The organism is Kitasatospora dryopteridis, assembly GCF_050749075.1.
Lineage (GTDB): Bacteria > Actinomycetota > Actinomycetes > Streptomycetales > Streptomycetaceae > Kitasatospora.
This window is the reverse complement of record NZ_CP192749.1, coordinates 7,974,183-7,987,980: the sequence shown is the minus strand read 5'-3', so window position 1 is coordinate 7,987,980 and position 13,798 is coordinate 7,974,183. Positions and strand designations below refer to the sequence as shown.

Annotated in this window: 15 protein-coding genes; 5 read left to right on the top strand and 10 right to left on the bottom strand. The window is 75.5% G+C overall.

The features are described from left to right. Nucleotides 1-118: 118 nt before the first annotated feature. Nucleotides 119-673: a TetR family transcriptional regulator gene (locus ACQ614_RS36480; protein WP_431683408.1), complete on the bottom strand. Its 555-nt coding sequence runs from the start codon at nucleotides 671-673 to the stop codon at nucleotides 119-121. Further along, nucleotides 670-2,175 carry an MFS transporter gene (locus tag ACQ614_RS36475; RefSeq protein ID WP_431683407.1) on the bottom strand — a complete coding sequence of 502 codons (1,506 nt, stop codon included), beginning with the start codon at nucleotides 2,173-2,175 and terminating at the stop codon, nucleotides 670-672. The genes ACQ614_RS36480 and ACQ614_RS36475 overlap by 4 nt, the downstream gene beginning before the upstream one ends. Before the next feature lie 303 nt (nucleotides 2,176-2,478). On the opposite strand from ACQ614_RS36475, the gene ACQ614_RS36470 reads away from it, so the two are divergent. From ACQ614_RS36470 to ACQ614_RS36455, 4 genes are all read left to right on the top strand, one after another. Next, nucleotides 2,479-3,195 (top strand): transglycosylase family protein, encoded by a 717-nt coding sequence (locus tag ACQ614_RS36470; protein ID WP_431683406.1) that lies wholly within the window; start codon nucleotides 2,479-2,481, stop codon nucleotides 3,193-3,195. 64 nt (nucleotides 3,196-3,259) lie between these two features. Then, nucleotides 3,260-3,853 carry a TetR/AcrR family transcriptional regulator gene (locus ACQ614_RS36465; protein ID WP_431683405.1) on the top strand — a complete coding sequence of 198 codons (594 nt, stop codon included), beginning with the start codon at nucleotides 3,260-3,262 and terminating at the stop codon, nucleotides 3,851-3,853. Continuing rightward, nucleotides 3,850-4,689: an alpha/beta fold hydrolase gene (locus tag ACQ614_RS36460; RefSeq protein WP_431683404.1), complete on the top strand. Its 840-nt coding sequence runs from the start codon at nucleotides 3,850-3,852 to the stop codon at nucleotides 4,687-4,689. The genes ACQ614_RS36465 and ACQ614_RS36460 overlap by 4 nt, the downstream gene beginning before the upstream one ends. A 71-nt stretch (nucleotides 4,690-4,760) precedes the next feature. Further along, nucleotides 4,761-5,105 (top strand): hypothetical protein, encoded by a 345-nt coding sequence (locus tag ACQ614_RS36455; RefSeq protein WP_431683403.1) that lies wholly within the window; start codon nucleotides 4,761-4,763, stop codon nucleotides 5,103-5,105. Nucleotides 5,106-5,276: 171 nt separating this feature from the next. On the opposite strand, the gene ACQ614_RS36450 is transcribed toward ACQ614_RS36455, so the two are convergent. The 3 genes from ACQ614_RS36450 to ACQ614_RS36440 form a co-directional block, all read right to left on the bottom strand. After that, nucleotides 5,277-5,696, bottom strand: a complete 420-nt coding sequence (locus ACQ614_RS36450) for a hypothetical protein (protein ID WP_431683402.1) — start codon at nucleotides 5,694-5,696, stop codon at nucleotides 5,277-5,279. A 177-nt stretch (nucleotides 5,697-5,873) separates the two neighbouring features. Further along, entirely contained in the window at nucleotides 5,874-6,506 is a 633-nt protein-coding gene (locus tag ACQ614_RS36445) for a LuxR C-terminal-related transcriptional regulator (protein WP_431684112.1), read from the bottom strand. A 14-nt stretch (nucleotides 6,507-6,520) separates the two neighbouring features. Then, the gene (locus tag ACQ614_RS36440) at nucleotides 6,521-7,810 is read right to left on the bottom strand and encodes a sensor domain-containing protein (RefSeq protein ID WP_431683401.1); all 1,290 of its coding nucleotides are present in this window, start codon (nucleotides 7,808-7,810) and stop codon (nucleotides 6,521-6,523) included. A gap of 138 nt (nucleotides 7,811-7,948) precedes the next feature. Here ACQ614_RS36440 and ACQ614_RS36435 point away from each other — a divergent pair, with 138 nt between their 5' ends. Next, complete coding sequence (locus tag ACQ614_RS36435) at nucleotides 7,949-9,844, top strand: FtsX-like permease family protein (protein ID WP_431683400.1); 1,896 nt, start codon at nucleotides 7,949-7,951, stop codon at nucleotides 9,842-9,844. A gap of 89 nt (nucleotides 9,845-9,933) precedes the next feature. On the opposite strand, the gene ACQ614_RS36430 is transcribed toward ACQ614_RS36435, so the two are convergent. The 5 genes from ACQ614_RS36430 to ACQ614_RS36410 all read right to left on the bottom strand — a co-directional run bounded on the left by ACQ614_RS36430 (nucleotide 9,934) and on the right by ACQ614_RS36410 (nucleotide 13,765). Next, nucleotides 9,934-11,103: an AAA family ATPase gene (locus ACQ614_RS36430; RefSeq protein ID WP_431683399.1), complete on the bottom strand. Its 1,170-nt coding sequence runs from the start codon at nucleotides 11,101-11,103 to the stop codon at nucleotides 9,934-9,936. Beyond that, entirely contained in the window at nucleotides 11,100-11,762 is a 663-nt protein-coding gene (gene pnuC, locus ACQ614_RS36425; RefSeq protein WP_431683398.1) for a nicotinamide riboside transporter PnuC, read from the bottom strand. Before pnuC ends, ACQ614_RS36430 begins: the two co-directional genes overlap by 4 nt. Before the next feature lie 152 nt (nucleotides 11,763-11,914). Further along, nucleotides 11,915-12,694, bottom strand: coding sequence for a cyclase family protein (locus ACQ614_RS36420; RefSeq protein ID WP_431683397.1), 780 nt, complete (start codon nucleotides 12,692-12,694; stop codon nucleotides 11,915-11,917). 71 nt (nucleotides 12,695-12,765) lie between these two features. Next, nucleotides 12,766-13,512, bottom strand: a complete 747-nt coding sequence (locus ACQ614_RS36415; RefSeq protein WP_431683396.1) for an SDR family oxidoreductase — start codon at nucleotides 13,510-13,512, stop codon at nucleotides 12,766-12,768. Nucleotide 13,513: 1 nt separating this feature from the next. Further along, nucleotides 13,514-13,765, bottom strand: a complete 252-nt coding sequence (locus ACQ614_RS36410; protein ID WP_363494067.1) for an acyl carrier protein — start codon at nucleotides 13,763-13,765, stop codon at nucleotides 13,514-13,516. Between the last annotated feature and the right edge of the window lie 33 nt (nucleotides 13,766-13,798).

Here is a 13,798-nt window from a genome sequence, read left to right as displayed (position 1 = left end):
GATCCGCCGAACGGCGCGCCCCTCCCCACCGTAGGCCCGCCGGACGGGCCGCGCGGACCGGGCGCGGAGCCGTACGGACCGGGCGGCCGGCGCGGCCGGTCCGCGCAGGAGGGGTCGGTCAGCCGCCGTCGATCAGCCGCTGCAGGGCCGGTGCGCAGAGGTCGGCGAGGTGTCCCGCGGCGGCCTGCCCGGTGCCGCCGCCGTCCCGGTGGATGCTCATCGTGGCGCCGAGGCCGAGCAGCTGGCCGAGGATCAGCTCGGCGCGCAGCTCCGGTTCGGCGCCCGGGAGCCGGTCGGCCAGGCGGCGGGTGGCCTGCTCGCGGAAGCGGTCGCGCAGGACGCTCCGCTCGTCCTCGATGCCGAGCGAGAAGACCACCCGCAGCAGCGGGTCGCTGCTGCGCTCGCGCCGGGTGCGCACCAGGGAGAGCACCATGTGGCGGCCGAGCGCCTCCAGCGGCGCGTCGAAGAGCTCTTCGGCGTCGGCGGAGAAGTCGGTGGTCAGCGCGAACAGCTCCTCCTTGCTGCCGAACAGCTTCACGATCAGGGAGGCGCTGACCTCGGCGTCGGCGGCGATCCCGCGCAGGGTCACCTGGGCGTACGGCTGCAGCGCGAACGCCCGCCGGGCGGCGCGCAGGATCGCCTGGCGGCCGGTCGGGGCGGCGGAGCCGGTCATGACCGGCCCTCCCCCGCGGACGCGGTCGGAAGGCCGGCGGCGGCCGGCTTCCCGTCCGAGCCGCCTTCCCGCCTTCCGGCCGGGCCGTCGGCGGCGGGCCGCTGCCGTCCGGGCAGGGCGAGGGTGACCAGCAGGGCGAGTACGGCGGCGGCGGCCGCGACGAGGAAGACCACGAGATAAGCATGGAGCGTCGGCGCCGTGCGGCCGTCCACCCGGAAGGTCAGGTTGGCGAGGACGGCGGCGACCACGGCGCTGCAGACCGCCTGGCCGAGCGAGCGCATCAGGGTGTTCAGGCCGTTGGCGGCGCCCGTCTCGGCGGCGGGAACCGCCCGGATCACCAGGGCCGGCAGGGCGCTGTAGGCGATGGCGGTGCCGGCCGAGACGACGGTCGCGCCCGCGATGATCATCCACAGCTCGTGGCTGGTGAAGAACCGGACGACGTAGCCCACCGCCATCACGCCCGCGGCGACGGCCAGCGTCACCTTCGGCCCGAAGGCGGCGGAGATCCGCGCCGACACCGGGGAGAGCGCCACCATGGAAACTCCGCCCGGCAGCAGGCACAGCCCGCTGACCACGATCGAGGCGCCCAGTCCGTACCCCGTGCTCCTCGGCTCCTGCACCATCTGTGCGGTGACCAGCGAGTTGGCGTAGAACGAGAAGCCGATCAGCAGTGCCGCCACATTGGCCAGCAGCACCGCCGGGCGGGCCGAGACCCGCACGTCCACCATCGGGGAGGTGCGGCGCAGCTCGTACGCCAGCCAGAGCGGTGCCAGCAGAACGGCGGCCGCGATCAGGCCGAGCGTGCGGCCCGAGGTCCAGCCCCACTCGGCGCCCTGGGTGACCGCGAGGAGCAGGCTCACCAGGACGGCGGACAGGCCGAGCGCGCCCACCACGTCGAAGCGGCCCGGTGAACGCACCGGCGACTCCGGGACCTTCCACAGCACCAGTGCCATGTCCAGCAGCCCCAGGGCGGCCGACACCCAGAACATGGTGTGCCAGTCCGCGTGCTCGACCACCAGGGCGGCCACCGGCAGGCCGACCGCCGCGCCGATGCCGAGCGTCGAACTCATCAGCGCCACCGAGGGGAGCACCCGGGCGGGCGGCAGCTCGTCCCGCATGATGCTGATGCCCAGCGGCACCACCGCCAGCGCGGCACCCTGCAGGGCCCGGCCCGCGATCAGCACGCCGATGTGGGAGCTGACCGCGCAGAGCACCGAGCCGGCGACCAGCACCCCGAGGGAGGCGAGCAGGACGCGCCGCTTGCCGTACATGTCGCCGATCCGGCCGAGCAGCGGGGTGCACACGGCACCGGTCAGCAGTGTCACGGTGACCAGCCAGCTGGCGGCGGTCGGGGTGCTGCCGGTGAGTTGCGGGACGTGCGGCAGCAGCGGCACGACGAGGGTCTGCATCAGCGCCACGACGACGCCGCAGAAGGCCAGGATGCCGACCAGGAACGGGGGCGCCGGCGCGGCCTCGGCGCGCGGTGCCTCGACGGGGCTCACGACGTTCCGTCCGAGCAGCTGGGGATGGGTGCACAAGCGTTCACCCGTCCAGGGTAAACACCTGTGCACCCCTGGCGGTGAGCGGGGGTGGCCCGAGCCGGGAGGTGCCCCCACGCGCCCCCGAGCGACCGCCCGAGTGCGTTCTGCCCCCGGTCGGTGCTGTGGGCCGAGCGGGGGCTGTGCCGGGGCCGGGCGGGTGAGGTCCGCGTCGTGTCGGCCGCGTGTCGGCGGCGGGACGTGCATCGGTGGGAGGGCGGCGCCCGAGGGCGGCCGCTGCCCTGTCCCCGAGATCCGGAGTGTCCTGTGCCGTCCACCGCGTCGAACCCGCACCGCGCCCTGCGTGTGCTCCTGGCCGTCCTCAGCGCCGCATGCGTCTGGGCCGGCACCGAGGCCGGACGGGCCGCGGAGGCCGCGGCACCCGAGGGCGGGGAAGTGGACTGGGACCGGATCGCCGCCTGCGAGAGCGGCGGCCGCTGGCACCTCAACACCGGGAACGGCTACTACGGCGGCCTGCAGTTCAACGCGGCCACCTGGCGCGCCAACGGCGGCACCGCGTACGCCCCGCGCGCCGACCTCGCCTCCCGCGAGCAGCAGATCTCCGTCGCCCGGCGGCTGGCCGGGCGCAGCGGCCTGCGGCCGTGGCCCTCCTGCGGCGCCCGCGGGGCCGGACGGAAGCCCGCGCACGGCACGCCGTCCGAGCGGCCCGCCACGGCGGGGGCGGGCGGACGCACCGCGGAGAGCGCGGCGGCAGAACCGGTCGAGAGCGCCGCCGAGAGCGCCGCCGACGGCCCCGCGGAGCAGACCGCCGCACAGTGGACGGTGCAGGAGGGCGACAGCCTGGCGGGCATTGCGGAGGCCCGGGGCGTCGCCGGGGGCTGGCAGGCCCTCCACGACCTGAACCGTGACCTCATCGGCGACGACCCCGACCTCATCGTGCCGGGCCAGGTCCTGCGTCTCCCCGCCCCGGAGGCCGAGAGCGCCGAGAGCGCAGACGGCACGGAAGGCGCCGATCCCCGGTAATCCCGCTTGCCGCGCCTAGGACCCCTAGTTTAAAACTAGGAGTCCTAGGAAGCGAGGTGGGCACATGGCGCGGGCCGGGCTGACGGCGGATCGCGTGACGGCGGCGGGCGCCGAGCTGGCCGACGAGGTCGGGCTCGAGCGGGTGACCATGTCACAGGTGGCGCGGCGGCTCGGCGTGAAGGACGCGAGCCTCTATGCGCACGTGCGCAGCCTGGAGGACCTGCGCGGACGGATCGCCCTGCTGGCGGCCGACGAGAAGACCGTCCGCATCGCGGAGGCGACCGCCGGCCGGGCGGGCAGGGACGCGCTGGTCGCGTACGCGAACGCCTGGCGGGAGTACGCCCACGAGCACCCCGGCCGCTACACGGCGACACAGGTCCCGATCCGGATCGACCCCGAGCTGGCCGCACAGGCGTCCGGGCCGCGGCGCGCCGTCGAGCTGACCTACGGCATGCTGCGCGTCTACGGCCTGGCCGAGCCCGACCTGACCGACGCGGTGAGGCTGCTGCGCAGCACGTTCCACGGGTTCGTCTCCCTGGAAGCCGCGGGAGGGTTCGGACACGAGCGCCCGCCGGAGGAGTCCTGGGTCCGCGCCCTCGACGCCCTGCACTCGCTCCTGGAGCACTGGCCCCCGCCCCGAGAAGGAGATCCCCGATGACCGCCCCGACCACCGGCCGCCTGCGCGTGAACGGCGCGACCCTGCACTACGAAGTACGCGGCCGGGGCCCGCTCCTGCTGCTGGTCCCCGGCGGGACGGGCGGCGCCGCCTCCTTCGACGCCGTCGCCGACGATCTGGCCGCCGAGTACACCGTCGCGACCTACGACCCGCGCGGCCTGTCCCGGAGCACGCTGGACGACCCGGAGGCCGGGCAGCACGTGGCCGAGCACGCCGACGACGCGTTCCGGCTGCTGGAACTGCTGTCACCCGGCGAGCCCGGCCGGGTGTTCGGCACGAGCTCGGGCGCGATCGCGGCCGTGCACCTGCTCACCGCCCACCCCGAGCGCATCGCCCGCGTCGTCGCGCACGAGCCGCCGCTGGTGGAGGTCCTGCCGGACGCCGCCGAGCACCGTGCCCTCCTCGCACGCGTCCAGGAGACCTTCCGCACGCAGGGGCTCATGCCGGCGATGGCGGTGTTCGCCGCCGGCCTGCAGAAGGACGGCGGTGCCTCCGGGCCGCCGCAGGCCGCGGTCGAGCTTCCGCCGCAGGCAGCCGCCCGGGCCGAACGGACCGTCGCCGGGCTGCCGTTCTTCGTCGGCCGCATCGTGCCCGCCTTCATGTCCTACACCCCGGACATCGCCCGCCTGGAGGTGGTGTCGGACCGGCTGGTCCTCGCCTGCGGCCAGGATTCGCGCGGTGAACTCCCCTGCCGCCCGGCCGCGTTCCTGGCCGAACGCCTCGGCACCGAACTCCGGCACTTCCCCGGTGGACACACCGGCCTCACCACCCACCCCGCCGAATTCGGCGAACACCTCCGCAAGGCCCTCCGGGGCTGAGAGGTGCGCAGGGCCGTTCGGGGGACCCGTGTTCGGCCGCGGGGGCGGGTGGCACGCTCTAGGATCGGGCCATGGTCGCTCGTACCTCTGCCCAGGCCGGATCGCTGTTCTCGCTCTGGTCGAAGGACTCCGTCCTGTCGATCGGGTCGGTCGGCTCCGCGCTGTCCATCGGCTCGGTCGGGTCGGTGCTCTCCGTCGGGTCGGTCGGCAGTGCGCTGTCGGTCGGTTCGATCGGTTCCGCGCTGTCGCTGATCTCGGCCGGTTCCTGGCTGAGCACCGGCTCGCTGCTGTCCGCCCAGTCCTGCTGGTCGGTGCTGTCGTGGCGGTCCTCGCGCGGGCTGATGGCCGCCGGCGCCGTGGCCGCCGTGGCCGGCACGGTACTCGTCGGCAGCCACCGCGCCCGGCGCGCGGGCTGATCCCCGACCTCGGACACGGCGTCTCCGAGTTCCCTACCCGTACGTCCTCCCGGCGGCTGTCGGCGTGTCAGCAGGGTGGCGGAGGGCCGCGGGCCCGCCGCCTCCGGCAGTCGGCGCCCGACACGGCCCCGGCGGTGTCGCCGGCCTGACGGGCACGGCTCCCGCGTGCCGTCAGTCGGACGGGGTGTCGCAGGCCTTGGCCCGGAACTCCTCGACGGTGACGGTGCGCGGGATCTCCCGGCCGTTCCGGTCGATCTCCGTGTAGCGGACCTCGCCCGGCTTCAGCGCCGCCAGGTCCGCGGTGCTGAAGCCGATCGAGGTGGACGTCCAGTCGTTCCCGGACCACGCCCGGAAGTCGAGCCGGGTCTCGCCGAGGGGTGCCATCGGCCGGGTGACGGTCCAGTCCGCGTCGCCCGTGGCCAGCGGCCAGCTGTCGTAGCCCCGCAGCGGACGGCTGCGCTGCCAGCTGCCGAACGGCTCCCGGCCGTCCTGCGCGTCGTAGGGCCGGAGATGCGCGGTGGTGATCTGCCCCTGGCAGACCATCACCACCCCGACCGGGCCGCCGTCCGGGCCGACCCCGACGGCGGTCACCGCACCCACCGGCACCGTGCACCCGGAGAGCGCGGCCGCCCCCAGCGCAACGCCTGCCGCAGCAACGGCAGTCCGCCGCCCCATATCGTGCTCCCGTCTGCCGCGGCTGCCGCGGAGTGTCCGCGGACCCCGGCCGAGGGCCGGGGGTGAACTGTACAGGTGGCCTTGAGGCGCGCCCTACGCCCGGAGGAACTCCAGGACGGCAAGTACCCGGCGGTGGGTCTCCTCGGCCGGGGGCAGGTCGAGCTTCATCAGGATGTTGCCGATGTGCTTGCCGACGGCCGCCTCGGAGACCGTCAGCTCGCGGCAGATCGCCGCGTTGGACCTGCCCTCGGCCATCAGCACCAGCACCTCGCGCTCGCGCGCGGTCAGCCGTTCCAGGGGGTCGCGTCGGCGCCGCAGCAGGTGGCGCACCACTTCCGGGTCCACGACGGTGCCGCCGGCCGCCACCGTGCCGACCGCCGCGAGGAACTCCTCGACCTGCCCGATCCGGTCCTTCAGCAGGTACCCCACGCCGGATCCGTCCCCGGAGTCCAGCAATTCGGCGGCGTACGCGCGCTGCACGTACTGGCTGAGCACCAGCACCGGGAGGCCCGGGCACCCGGCGCGCAGGGCGACGGCGGCGCGCAGGCCCTCGTCGGCCTGGCCGGGCGGCATCCGGACGTCGGTGATGACGATGTCGGGACCGTGCTCGCCGACGGCCGCGCCCAGGGCGTCGGCGTCCCCGACCGCGGCGACCACCCGGTGGCCGAAGCGGTCCAGCAGGCCGATCAGGCCCTCGCGCAGGAGCACGCTGTCCTCGGCGAGCACCACGCGGAGCGGCCTCACGGGCTGATCGGGGTGCACGGGATCTCCACACGCAGCAGGGTCGGGCCTCCGGGCGGGCTGCTCACGGTCAGCGCGCCGTCGACCACGGAGACCCGGTCGGCCAGCCCGGTGAGGCCGGTGCCGCCGGCCGGATCGGCGCCGCCGCATCCGTCGTCGGACACCTCGATGGTCAACAGCCCGTCAGCGTACCGCCCGTCGACGCGGGCGGAGCGGGCACCGCTGTGCTTGGCGATGTTCGCCAGTGCCTCCGCCACCGCGAACCAGCCGGCCGACTCGACCGCGGCCGGCAGCCGCCCCGGCAGTTCGAAAGTGACGTCGACCGGCACCGGCGACCGGTCGGCGGCGTCCGTACAGGCGTCCGGCAGCCCGCGGTCGGTGAGCACCTGCGGGTGGATGCCATTGATCAACTCCCGCAGCTCGGACAGCACTTCACCCGCCTCACGGTGCGCCTGGGCCAGCCGGTCGGCGAGCGGGCTGCCGGGCGGCGCGTCCAGCCTGGCGAGTCCGAGCGTCATCGCCAGGGCGACCAGGCGCTGTTGGGCGCCGTCGTGCAGGTCCCGTTCGATCCGGCGCCGTTCCGCCTCGAAGGCGTCCACCAATCGGGCGCGCGAGCTGACCAGTTCGCCGATCCGCAGCTCCTGGCCGCCCGGCGCCAGCACCGCCCGGACGAGTGCGGCCCGCGCCGCCGCCACCGCGGTCAGCGGATAGGCGAGCAGCGCCGCCGCCAGCACTCCGCCGAGACCCAACGCCGCTGCCACGTACGGGGAGTGGACCTGCCAGAGTTTGAGGACGTTCACCTGTTCGCCGTCCAGCAGGAGCAGCGGCAGCGCCGCCAGCAGGTAGCCGGGCACCGCGAGGGCGAAGCCCGCGACGACCAGGTCGATCGGCCACAGGACGAAGGCGGCGAGCGCGGCGAAACCCAGCTCCCGCCAGGTGGCCCGCTCGCGGTAGCGCAGCCGCAGCCAGGCCGAGAGCCCGGGGCGGGCCGGTACCAGGTGCGGGCCGGGCACCGGCGCACCGTCCAGCAGCCGTACCAGCCACCGCTCCCACGCCGCGAACGGCACCCCGACCAGGCCCAGCGCCAGCAGCAGGGGCAGCCCGACCAGCAGCACGGCGAGCACCCCGGCGACCGTCCCCGCCAGCAACAGCCCCGCGCAGAGCAGCAACCCGGCCGTCCCGGAGGCGAGCAGGTAGCCGGCGGCCCGCCAGGGCAGCGCGCCGCGCAGGAATCCCGGCCGGGTCAATGCGTTCCAGAGCATCCCGCCCGTTCCGGTCACCCCGGTCATTCGTCGAGCCCCTCCCCCGTCGCGGCGTCCGCCCCACCCTAGGCCGCCCCGGCGCTCTGCGCGGTAGGGCTGGCCCTACCCCGGAAGGTAGGCCCTGGCCTGCTGATCCGGCCCGGCGCCGGCGGTTGGCTGGGGGGCATGAGGATGATGCGGATCGCGCTGAAGTCGCTGAGGGTGCGCTGGGTGTCGTTGCTGGGCGCGTTCACGGCGCTGGCGCTCGGGGTGGCCATGACGGCGGTGATGCTGCTCGGTCTGGCCACCGCGATGTCGTGGCCCGGCGGCGGCGAGGCCATGGTGTCGCTGGTCGCCGCACTCGGTACGGCCGGCGGGGTGAGCGCCTTCGTCTCGGCGTTCGTCGTCGCCTCGACCTTCTCGTACACGGTCGCCCAGCGCCGTCGCGAGCTCGGCCTGCTCCGGCTGGCCGGCGCCACCCGGGCGCAGGTGCGGCGCGCGGTGCTGGCCGAGGCGCTCGTGCTCGGTGCCGCCGCCTCTGCCGCCGGGTGCGCGCTGGGCCGGCTGGGCGCGCCGCGGATGGTGCGGTGGCTGGCGGACGTCGGGATGGCCCCGCCCGGGTTCACCGTCGGCCAGGGGACCTGGCCGCTGGTCGCCGCGTTCTGGACCGGCCTGCTGGTCGCCCTCGGCGGTGTCCTTGTCGCCGCCCGTCGCGCCGGGCGTCTCGGTCCGCTGGACGCACTGCGCAGCGCCGATCTCGACACCGGCGTGATGACCGCCGGCCGCTGGTTCTGGGGCCTCGGGCTGCTGACGGCAGCGGCCGGGCTGATCGGCTCGGCCCTGCTCACGGACCCGGTCGACCTGCTGCACCGAAAGACCTACACCGTCCAGCCGATGGTGCTCATCTCCGCCTGCGGGCTGCTCGCGCCGGTCCTCGCCCGGCCGCTGCTGCGCCTGCTCGGCCGGCTGCCGGCCGGGCTGTCCCGCTGGTCGGGCCGCCTGGTGCGGGAGAACGCCGCCGCCGCGCTGCGCCGCACCGGGGCGGTCGCCGCGCCGGTGCTGGTGTCGGTGGCCCTGACCGGCTCGCTGGCGGGCGCGCTGGACACGGTGAGTGCCTCCCGGACGGCCGAGGCCCGGGCGCGGACCGCCGCCGACTTCGTCCTCACACCCGGTGCGGGCCGCCCGGGGCTGGTCGAGGCCCTGCGGGCCGTTCCCGGGGCGGTCGTCTCCCCCACCGGGCCGACCCGGCTCGCGGTGGTCGAGGCGGACGGCACCGAGGTCCGCTCCGAGGCGCGGACGGCCGATCCCGGCGCGCTGGCCGGCGTCGCCCGGCTGCCGGTGGTGACCGGATCGGTGGCCGCGCTGACCGACGACGGCATCGTGCTGCCGCAGGAGTGGGGGCACCGGGCCGTCGGCGAGCCGGTGCCGGTCGTGCTCGCGGACGGCCGCCGGGTGACCCTCAAGGTCGCCGCCGTGCTGCGGGACGGGCTCGGCGACAACGGCCTGTACGTGACCGCGCGCAACGCACCGGGTTCTCGGGTGGACCGCATCGACGTCCGGGCCGTCACCGGGGCGGACCGCGTCGCGCTGGAGGCGCAACTGCGCGCCACCGCAACCCGGTTCGGCGCCCGGGTCGACACCCGCGAGCAGTGGCTGGCCGCCTCCGCCCCCGCCAGCGGCCGGATCGCCCGGCTGCGGACCGTCCTGGTGCTCGGCCTCGCCCTGACGTACACCGGCATCGCGCTCGCCAACATCCTCGCGATGGCGACCGTCGACCGCCGCCGGGAACTCGCCCTGTTGCGGCTCACCGGCGCCACCCGGGCGCAGGTGGTCGGGCTGGTGACCGGCGAGTCACTGCTCGTGGTGACGGTGGGCGCGCTGCTGGGCTGCGCGGTCGCGGCCGTCCAACTCGGGGCGATGAACGGCGCACTGGCCCTGCTCGGCAGCCCCCCGCCGCTGGTCCTGCCGTGGCGGCCGGTCGGTGCGGTGACCGGCGCCTGCCTCCTGCTGACCGCCCCCTGCGCAGCCCTGGCCGCCCTCTGGTCTCTGCGCCACCGCCCGGTCGAGGCGGCCCGGGGCTAGGAGTCTTCGAGCTCCCGCTCCGGGACCGGCCGGAACGATCCCGGGGCCGCGGCCGTCCCGTCGGTGCGCCGTCCGGCCCCGGGGCCGGCTCAGCCCGGCGGGTCGGCCAGCGCCCAGCCCGCGGCGAGCAGGGCGTCGACGGCGTCCAGGGCCTGCCGCAGCCGCTCGGCGCGGTCGCCCCGCAGTTCCAGCCACGGCACGCCGGCCACGGCGAGCACCTCGCGGAAGCGTCCGGTCATCCACGGCCGCAGGTGCTCGCCGTCCCGCAGCCCGTCGTCGTCGAAGTCCACACCCTCGTCCGAGGTGAGCAGGTACAGCGCGCGCGGCGGGAGCCGGTCGGCGAGACGGCGGACCGGCTCGGTGGCCCGGCCGCGGTAGCGCTCCTGCCAGACGGTGGTGGCCAGGGTGTCGGTGTCGCAGACCAGCACCGGCCCGCCGGCCCGGGCGGCGCGCTCCTCGGCCTCGTTCTGGCGGCGGCCGACCAGCTCGAAGTCGGCGTCGGTCCACTCCAGGTCGAAGACGGTCGGCACCGGGCCGCCCGGGTCGGCCCGGCCGCGGGCGACGGCGAGCTTCGCGGCCGTCAGCTCCCTGCCGTACTCAGGCACCCAGCGGGTCGGCGCGTGCGGGCCGCCGCGGGCGCGCAGCGCCGCGGCGAGGTCCCGGGAGAGCGTGGTGGTGCCGGTGGACTCCGCACCGACCACCACCACCCGCCGGGCGAACCAGGCCCGCACCGGCGGCTCCAGGTCGTCCCAGTGCGCGACCGGGTCGGCGCGCACCGCGGTGCCCGAGACGGCGAAGGTGTCCCGCGGCACGTCCAGCAGCACGGGCGCCGCGTCGAAGCGGTGGGCGAGCTCCGTGCCGTACGGCTCCGAGCTGAACACCGCGTCGACCGGTGGGGCGGGCGGTGCCGCGGCCACGGCCTCGCGCATCAGGGCCACGTGGCCGGCCCAGATCTCCGCGCTGTCGTAGTCGACCGGCAGGTCGTCCGCGATCCCGACCACGGCCACCTGCGGCTCGGCGGCCCAGTGCTCCCGGATCCAGGCGACCCGGTCGGCCAGGGGTATCGACTCGCGGGCGGCCGCCATGACGACCACGGTGACCCGCTCGCAGGCGTCCGCGGCCGAGCGGATCAGGAAGTGGTGGCCGGCGTGCGGCGGGTAGAACTTGCCGATCACCAGGCCGTGCGCGAACCGGTCGGCGGCGGCCGGCGCGTCGTCCTCGGCGGGCGTGCGGTCGCGGGCGGCGGCGCGGGCGCTCATGCCGGCACCCCCACCGGGGCGGCGAGCGGGCGGGCGGCCAGTTCGCGGTGCCAGCCGCGCAGCCCGATGCCGCACAGGGCGAGGAAGAGCACGTACACCACGGCGGTCAGCACCAGGCCCCTGGCCGCGTACAGCGGGATGTAGACCAGGTCGGCGGCGATCCAGAAGTACCAGGTCTCCAGCTGCTTGGCGTTCAGCAGCCACTGTGCGGCCAGTGACAGCACGGTGGTCAGGGCGTCCCAGAACGGCGCGCTGTCGTGCACCCGGGTGAGCAGCAGGGTGAGTGCCCAGGTCGCCGGGACGAGCAGCACCCCGAGCACCAGGAGCGTGGCCGGCGAGGCGTGGCCCATCGGGCGGCCGGTGCGGTGTTCGCCGCCGCGCAGCCAGCGGTACCAGCCGTGCGCGGCCAGCAGCAGGAAGACGATCTGCAGCGCGGCGTCCGCGTAGAGCCGGGCGCTCCAGAACAGGGCGAAGAAGAACAGGTTGTTGGCGATACCGACCGGGAAGTTCCAGGAGCTGGCCCTGACGCACAGCCAGACGCAGACGGCCCCGGTGGCGAAGCCCAGCAGTTCGGCCGTGGTGACGGCGTCCCGGCCGAGCAGGAAGAGCTGGTGGTTCAGTGGTGCGAGCAGCCCGCTGAGGGTGTCGGCGACGGACACGGGTTCCCCTTCGTCGTTAACGTCGGTGTGACGATAAGGGGTGACCGGCCGGCCGCGCAACGTCCGACCTGCGGGATCCGCAGCCGCCCCGGTCGCGGAGCGGGCGGCACGGGGGCCGGACGCGCCACCCGGCCGGACCGGGCGCCGTCCCCTCAGGCCGGGAGGACGGCCACGGCGCGGGTCCAGCCGGCGCCGGCGCCGGTGATCTTGACGGGGAAGCAGCTGACGGTGAAGCCGGTCGGGGCGGGCAGGTCCTCCAGGTGGGCGAGGCGTTCGATCTGGCAGTACTCGCGCTCCCGGCCGACGAAGTGGGCCGGCCAGAGGCAGCTGCGGTCGCCCGTCTCCCGGTACTTCTCGATCATGGTCCGGAAGGGGGCGTCGAGGCTGAACGCGTCGGTGCCGATGACCCGGACGCCCTGGTCGAGCAGGAAGTGGGTGGCGGAGCCGTCGAGCCCGGTGAAGCGGCTGAAGTACTCGGGGGTGCCGGCGAGCCGGGACGCGCCGGTGCGCAGCAGCACGATGTCGCCGGGCGCCAGGCGGTGCCCGATGCGGTCCAGTTCGCGGCGCAGGTGGGCGGCGTCGACCGCGCCGGGCTCGGCGGTGCCGATGTCGAGGACGACGCCGGGGCCGTGGAACCACTCCAGTGGGAGTTCGTCGACGTGGCGGGGACGGCCGTCGCCGTAGCGGGCTGTGGAGCCGTAGTGGGAGGGGGCGTCGATGTGGGTGCCGGTGTGGGTGGTGAGGGTGAGGGTGTCGATGGTGAGCAGTTCGCCGTCCGGCAGGACGGACGGGTCGAATTCCAGGCCGAAGTGCTCGAGCATTTCCGCGCTCATGTGCTTGGCGCCGTCGGCGGCGGACATGATGCGGTGCTCGACCGGTTCCGGCTCCCAGCCCGCCGCGTCGATCGGGGTGGAGAGGTCGATGATGCGCACGGGTCTCCTCGGTGTTCGGGGGGCGGCAGCCGTACGGTCTGCCGGGGGAAGGGGAACGGGCGGCAGGGGCCTCAGGCGCGCAGGCTCAGGCCACCGTCGGCGGTGACGACCTGGCCGTGGATCCAGGCGGCCTCGTCGCTGCAGAGCAGGGCCACCGCCCGGGCGAGGTCCGCCGGGGTGGTGAGGCGGCCGGCGGGGGTGCGCTCCGCCAGGACGCGGACGGCGGCGGCGTCCGCGGTGCCCGGGCCCTTGTCGAGCTTGGCGGCGGCGACCGCGTTGACGGTGATGCCGAGCGGTGCCAGCTCGACGGCCAGGTAGCGGATCTGCGCCTCCAGGGCGGCCTTCGCCACACCGGCCGCGACGTAGCGCGGCACCACACGGCGGGCTCCGTTGCTGGAGACGGCGACGATCCGGCCCGGTCCGCCGGCCATGGCGTCGACCAGGGGGCGGATGCCCAGGACCAGGGGGGCGAGGGCGGTGGTGAGGTCGCGCCGGAGCAGGTCGGCGTCCGGCCGGGCGGCGTCCATCGGGTGGAAGGAGGCCGCACTGTGGACGAAGACGTCGAGGCGGCCGCGTTCCCCGCGGATGCGCCGCAGCAGGCGCGGCAGGGTGTCGGGCCGGGTGACGTCGGCCTTGAGGACGGTGGCGGGGCCGGGCAGTCCGGCGAGGGCCGCGAGGGCCTCCTCGGCCGCCGTGTCGTCGTGGGCGTGGTTGAGGTAGACGTGGCAGCCCCGGGCGGCGAGTTCGTGGGCGACGGCCAGGCCGGTCCCCCGGGTGCCCCCGGCGATCAGGGCGGTCCTGTTCTCCCAGCGGGTCACGTCAGGCCGCCTCGGCCGCGGCCCGGTTCACCAGGGCGAGGAACTCACCGGGGGTCCGGGCGGTGCTGAGGGCGTCCTCCGGGACGCGGACGTCGTATTCGCGCTCGATCCGGCTGACCGTCTCCAGGAGGGCGAGCGAGTCGTAGCCCAGGTCGCTGAAGAGCACGTCGGCGATGTCGCCGTCGAGGTCGATCCCCTCGGCCTGGCCGGCCCCCTCGCGCATGATCCTCTTCAGGTCGGCTTCGGTGATCATGGTCGTTCGCTCCTCGGGTCGTGATGGAGGCAG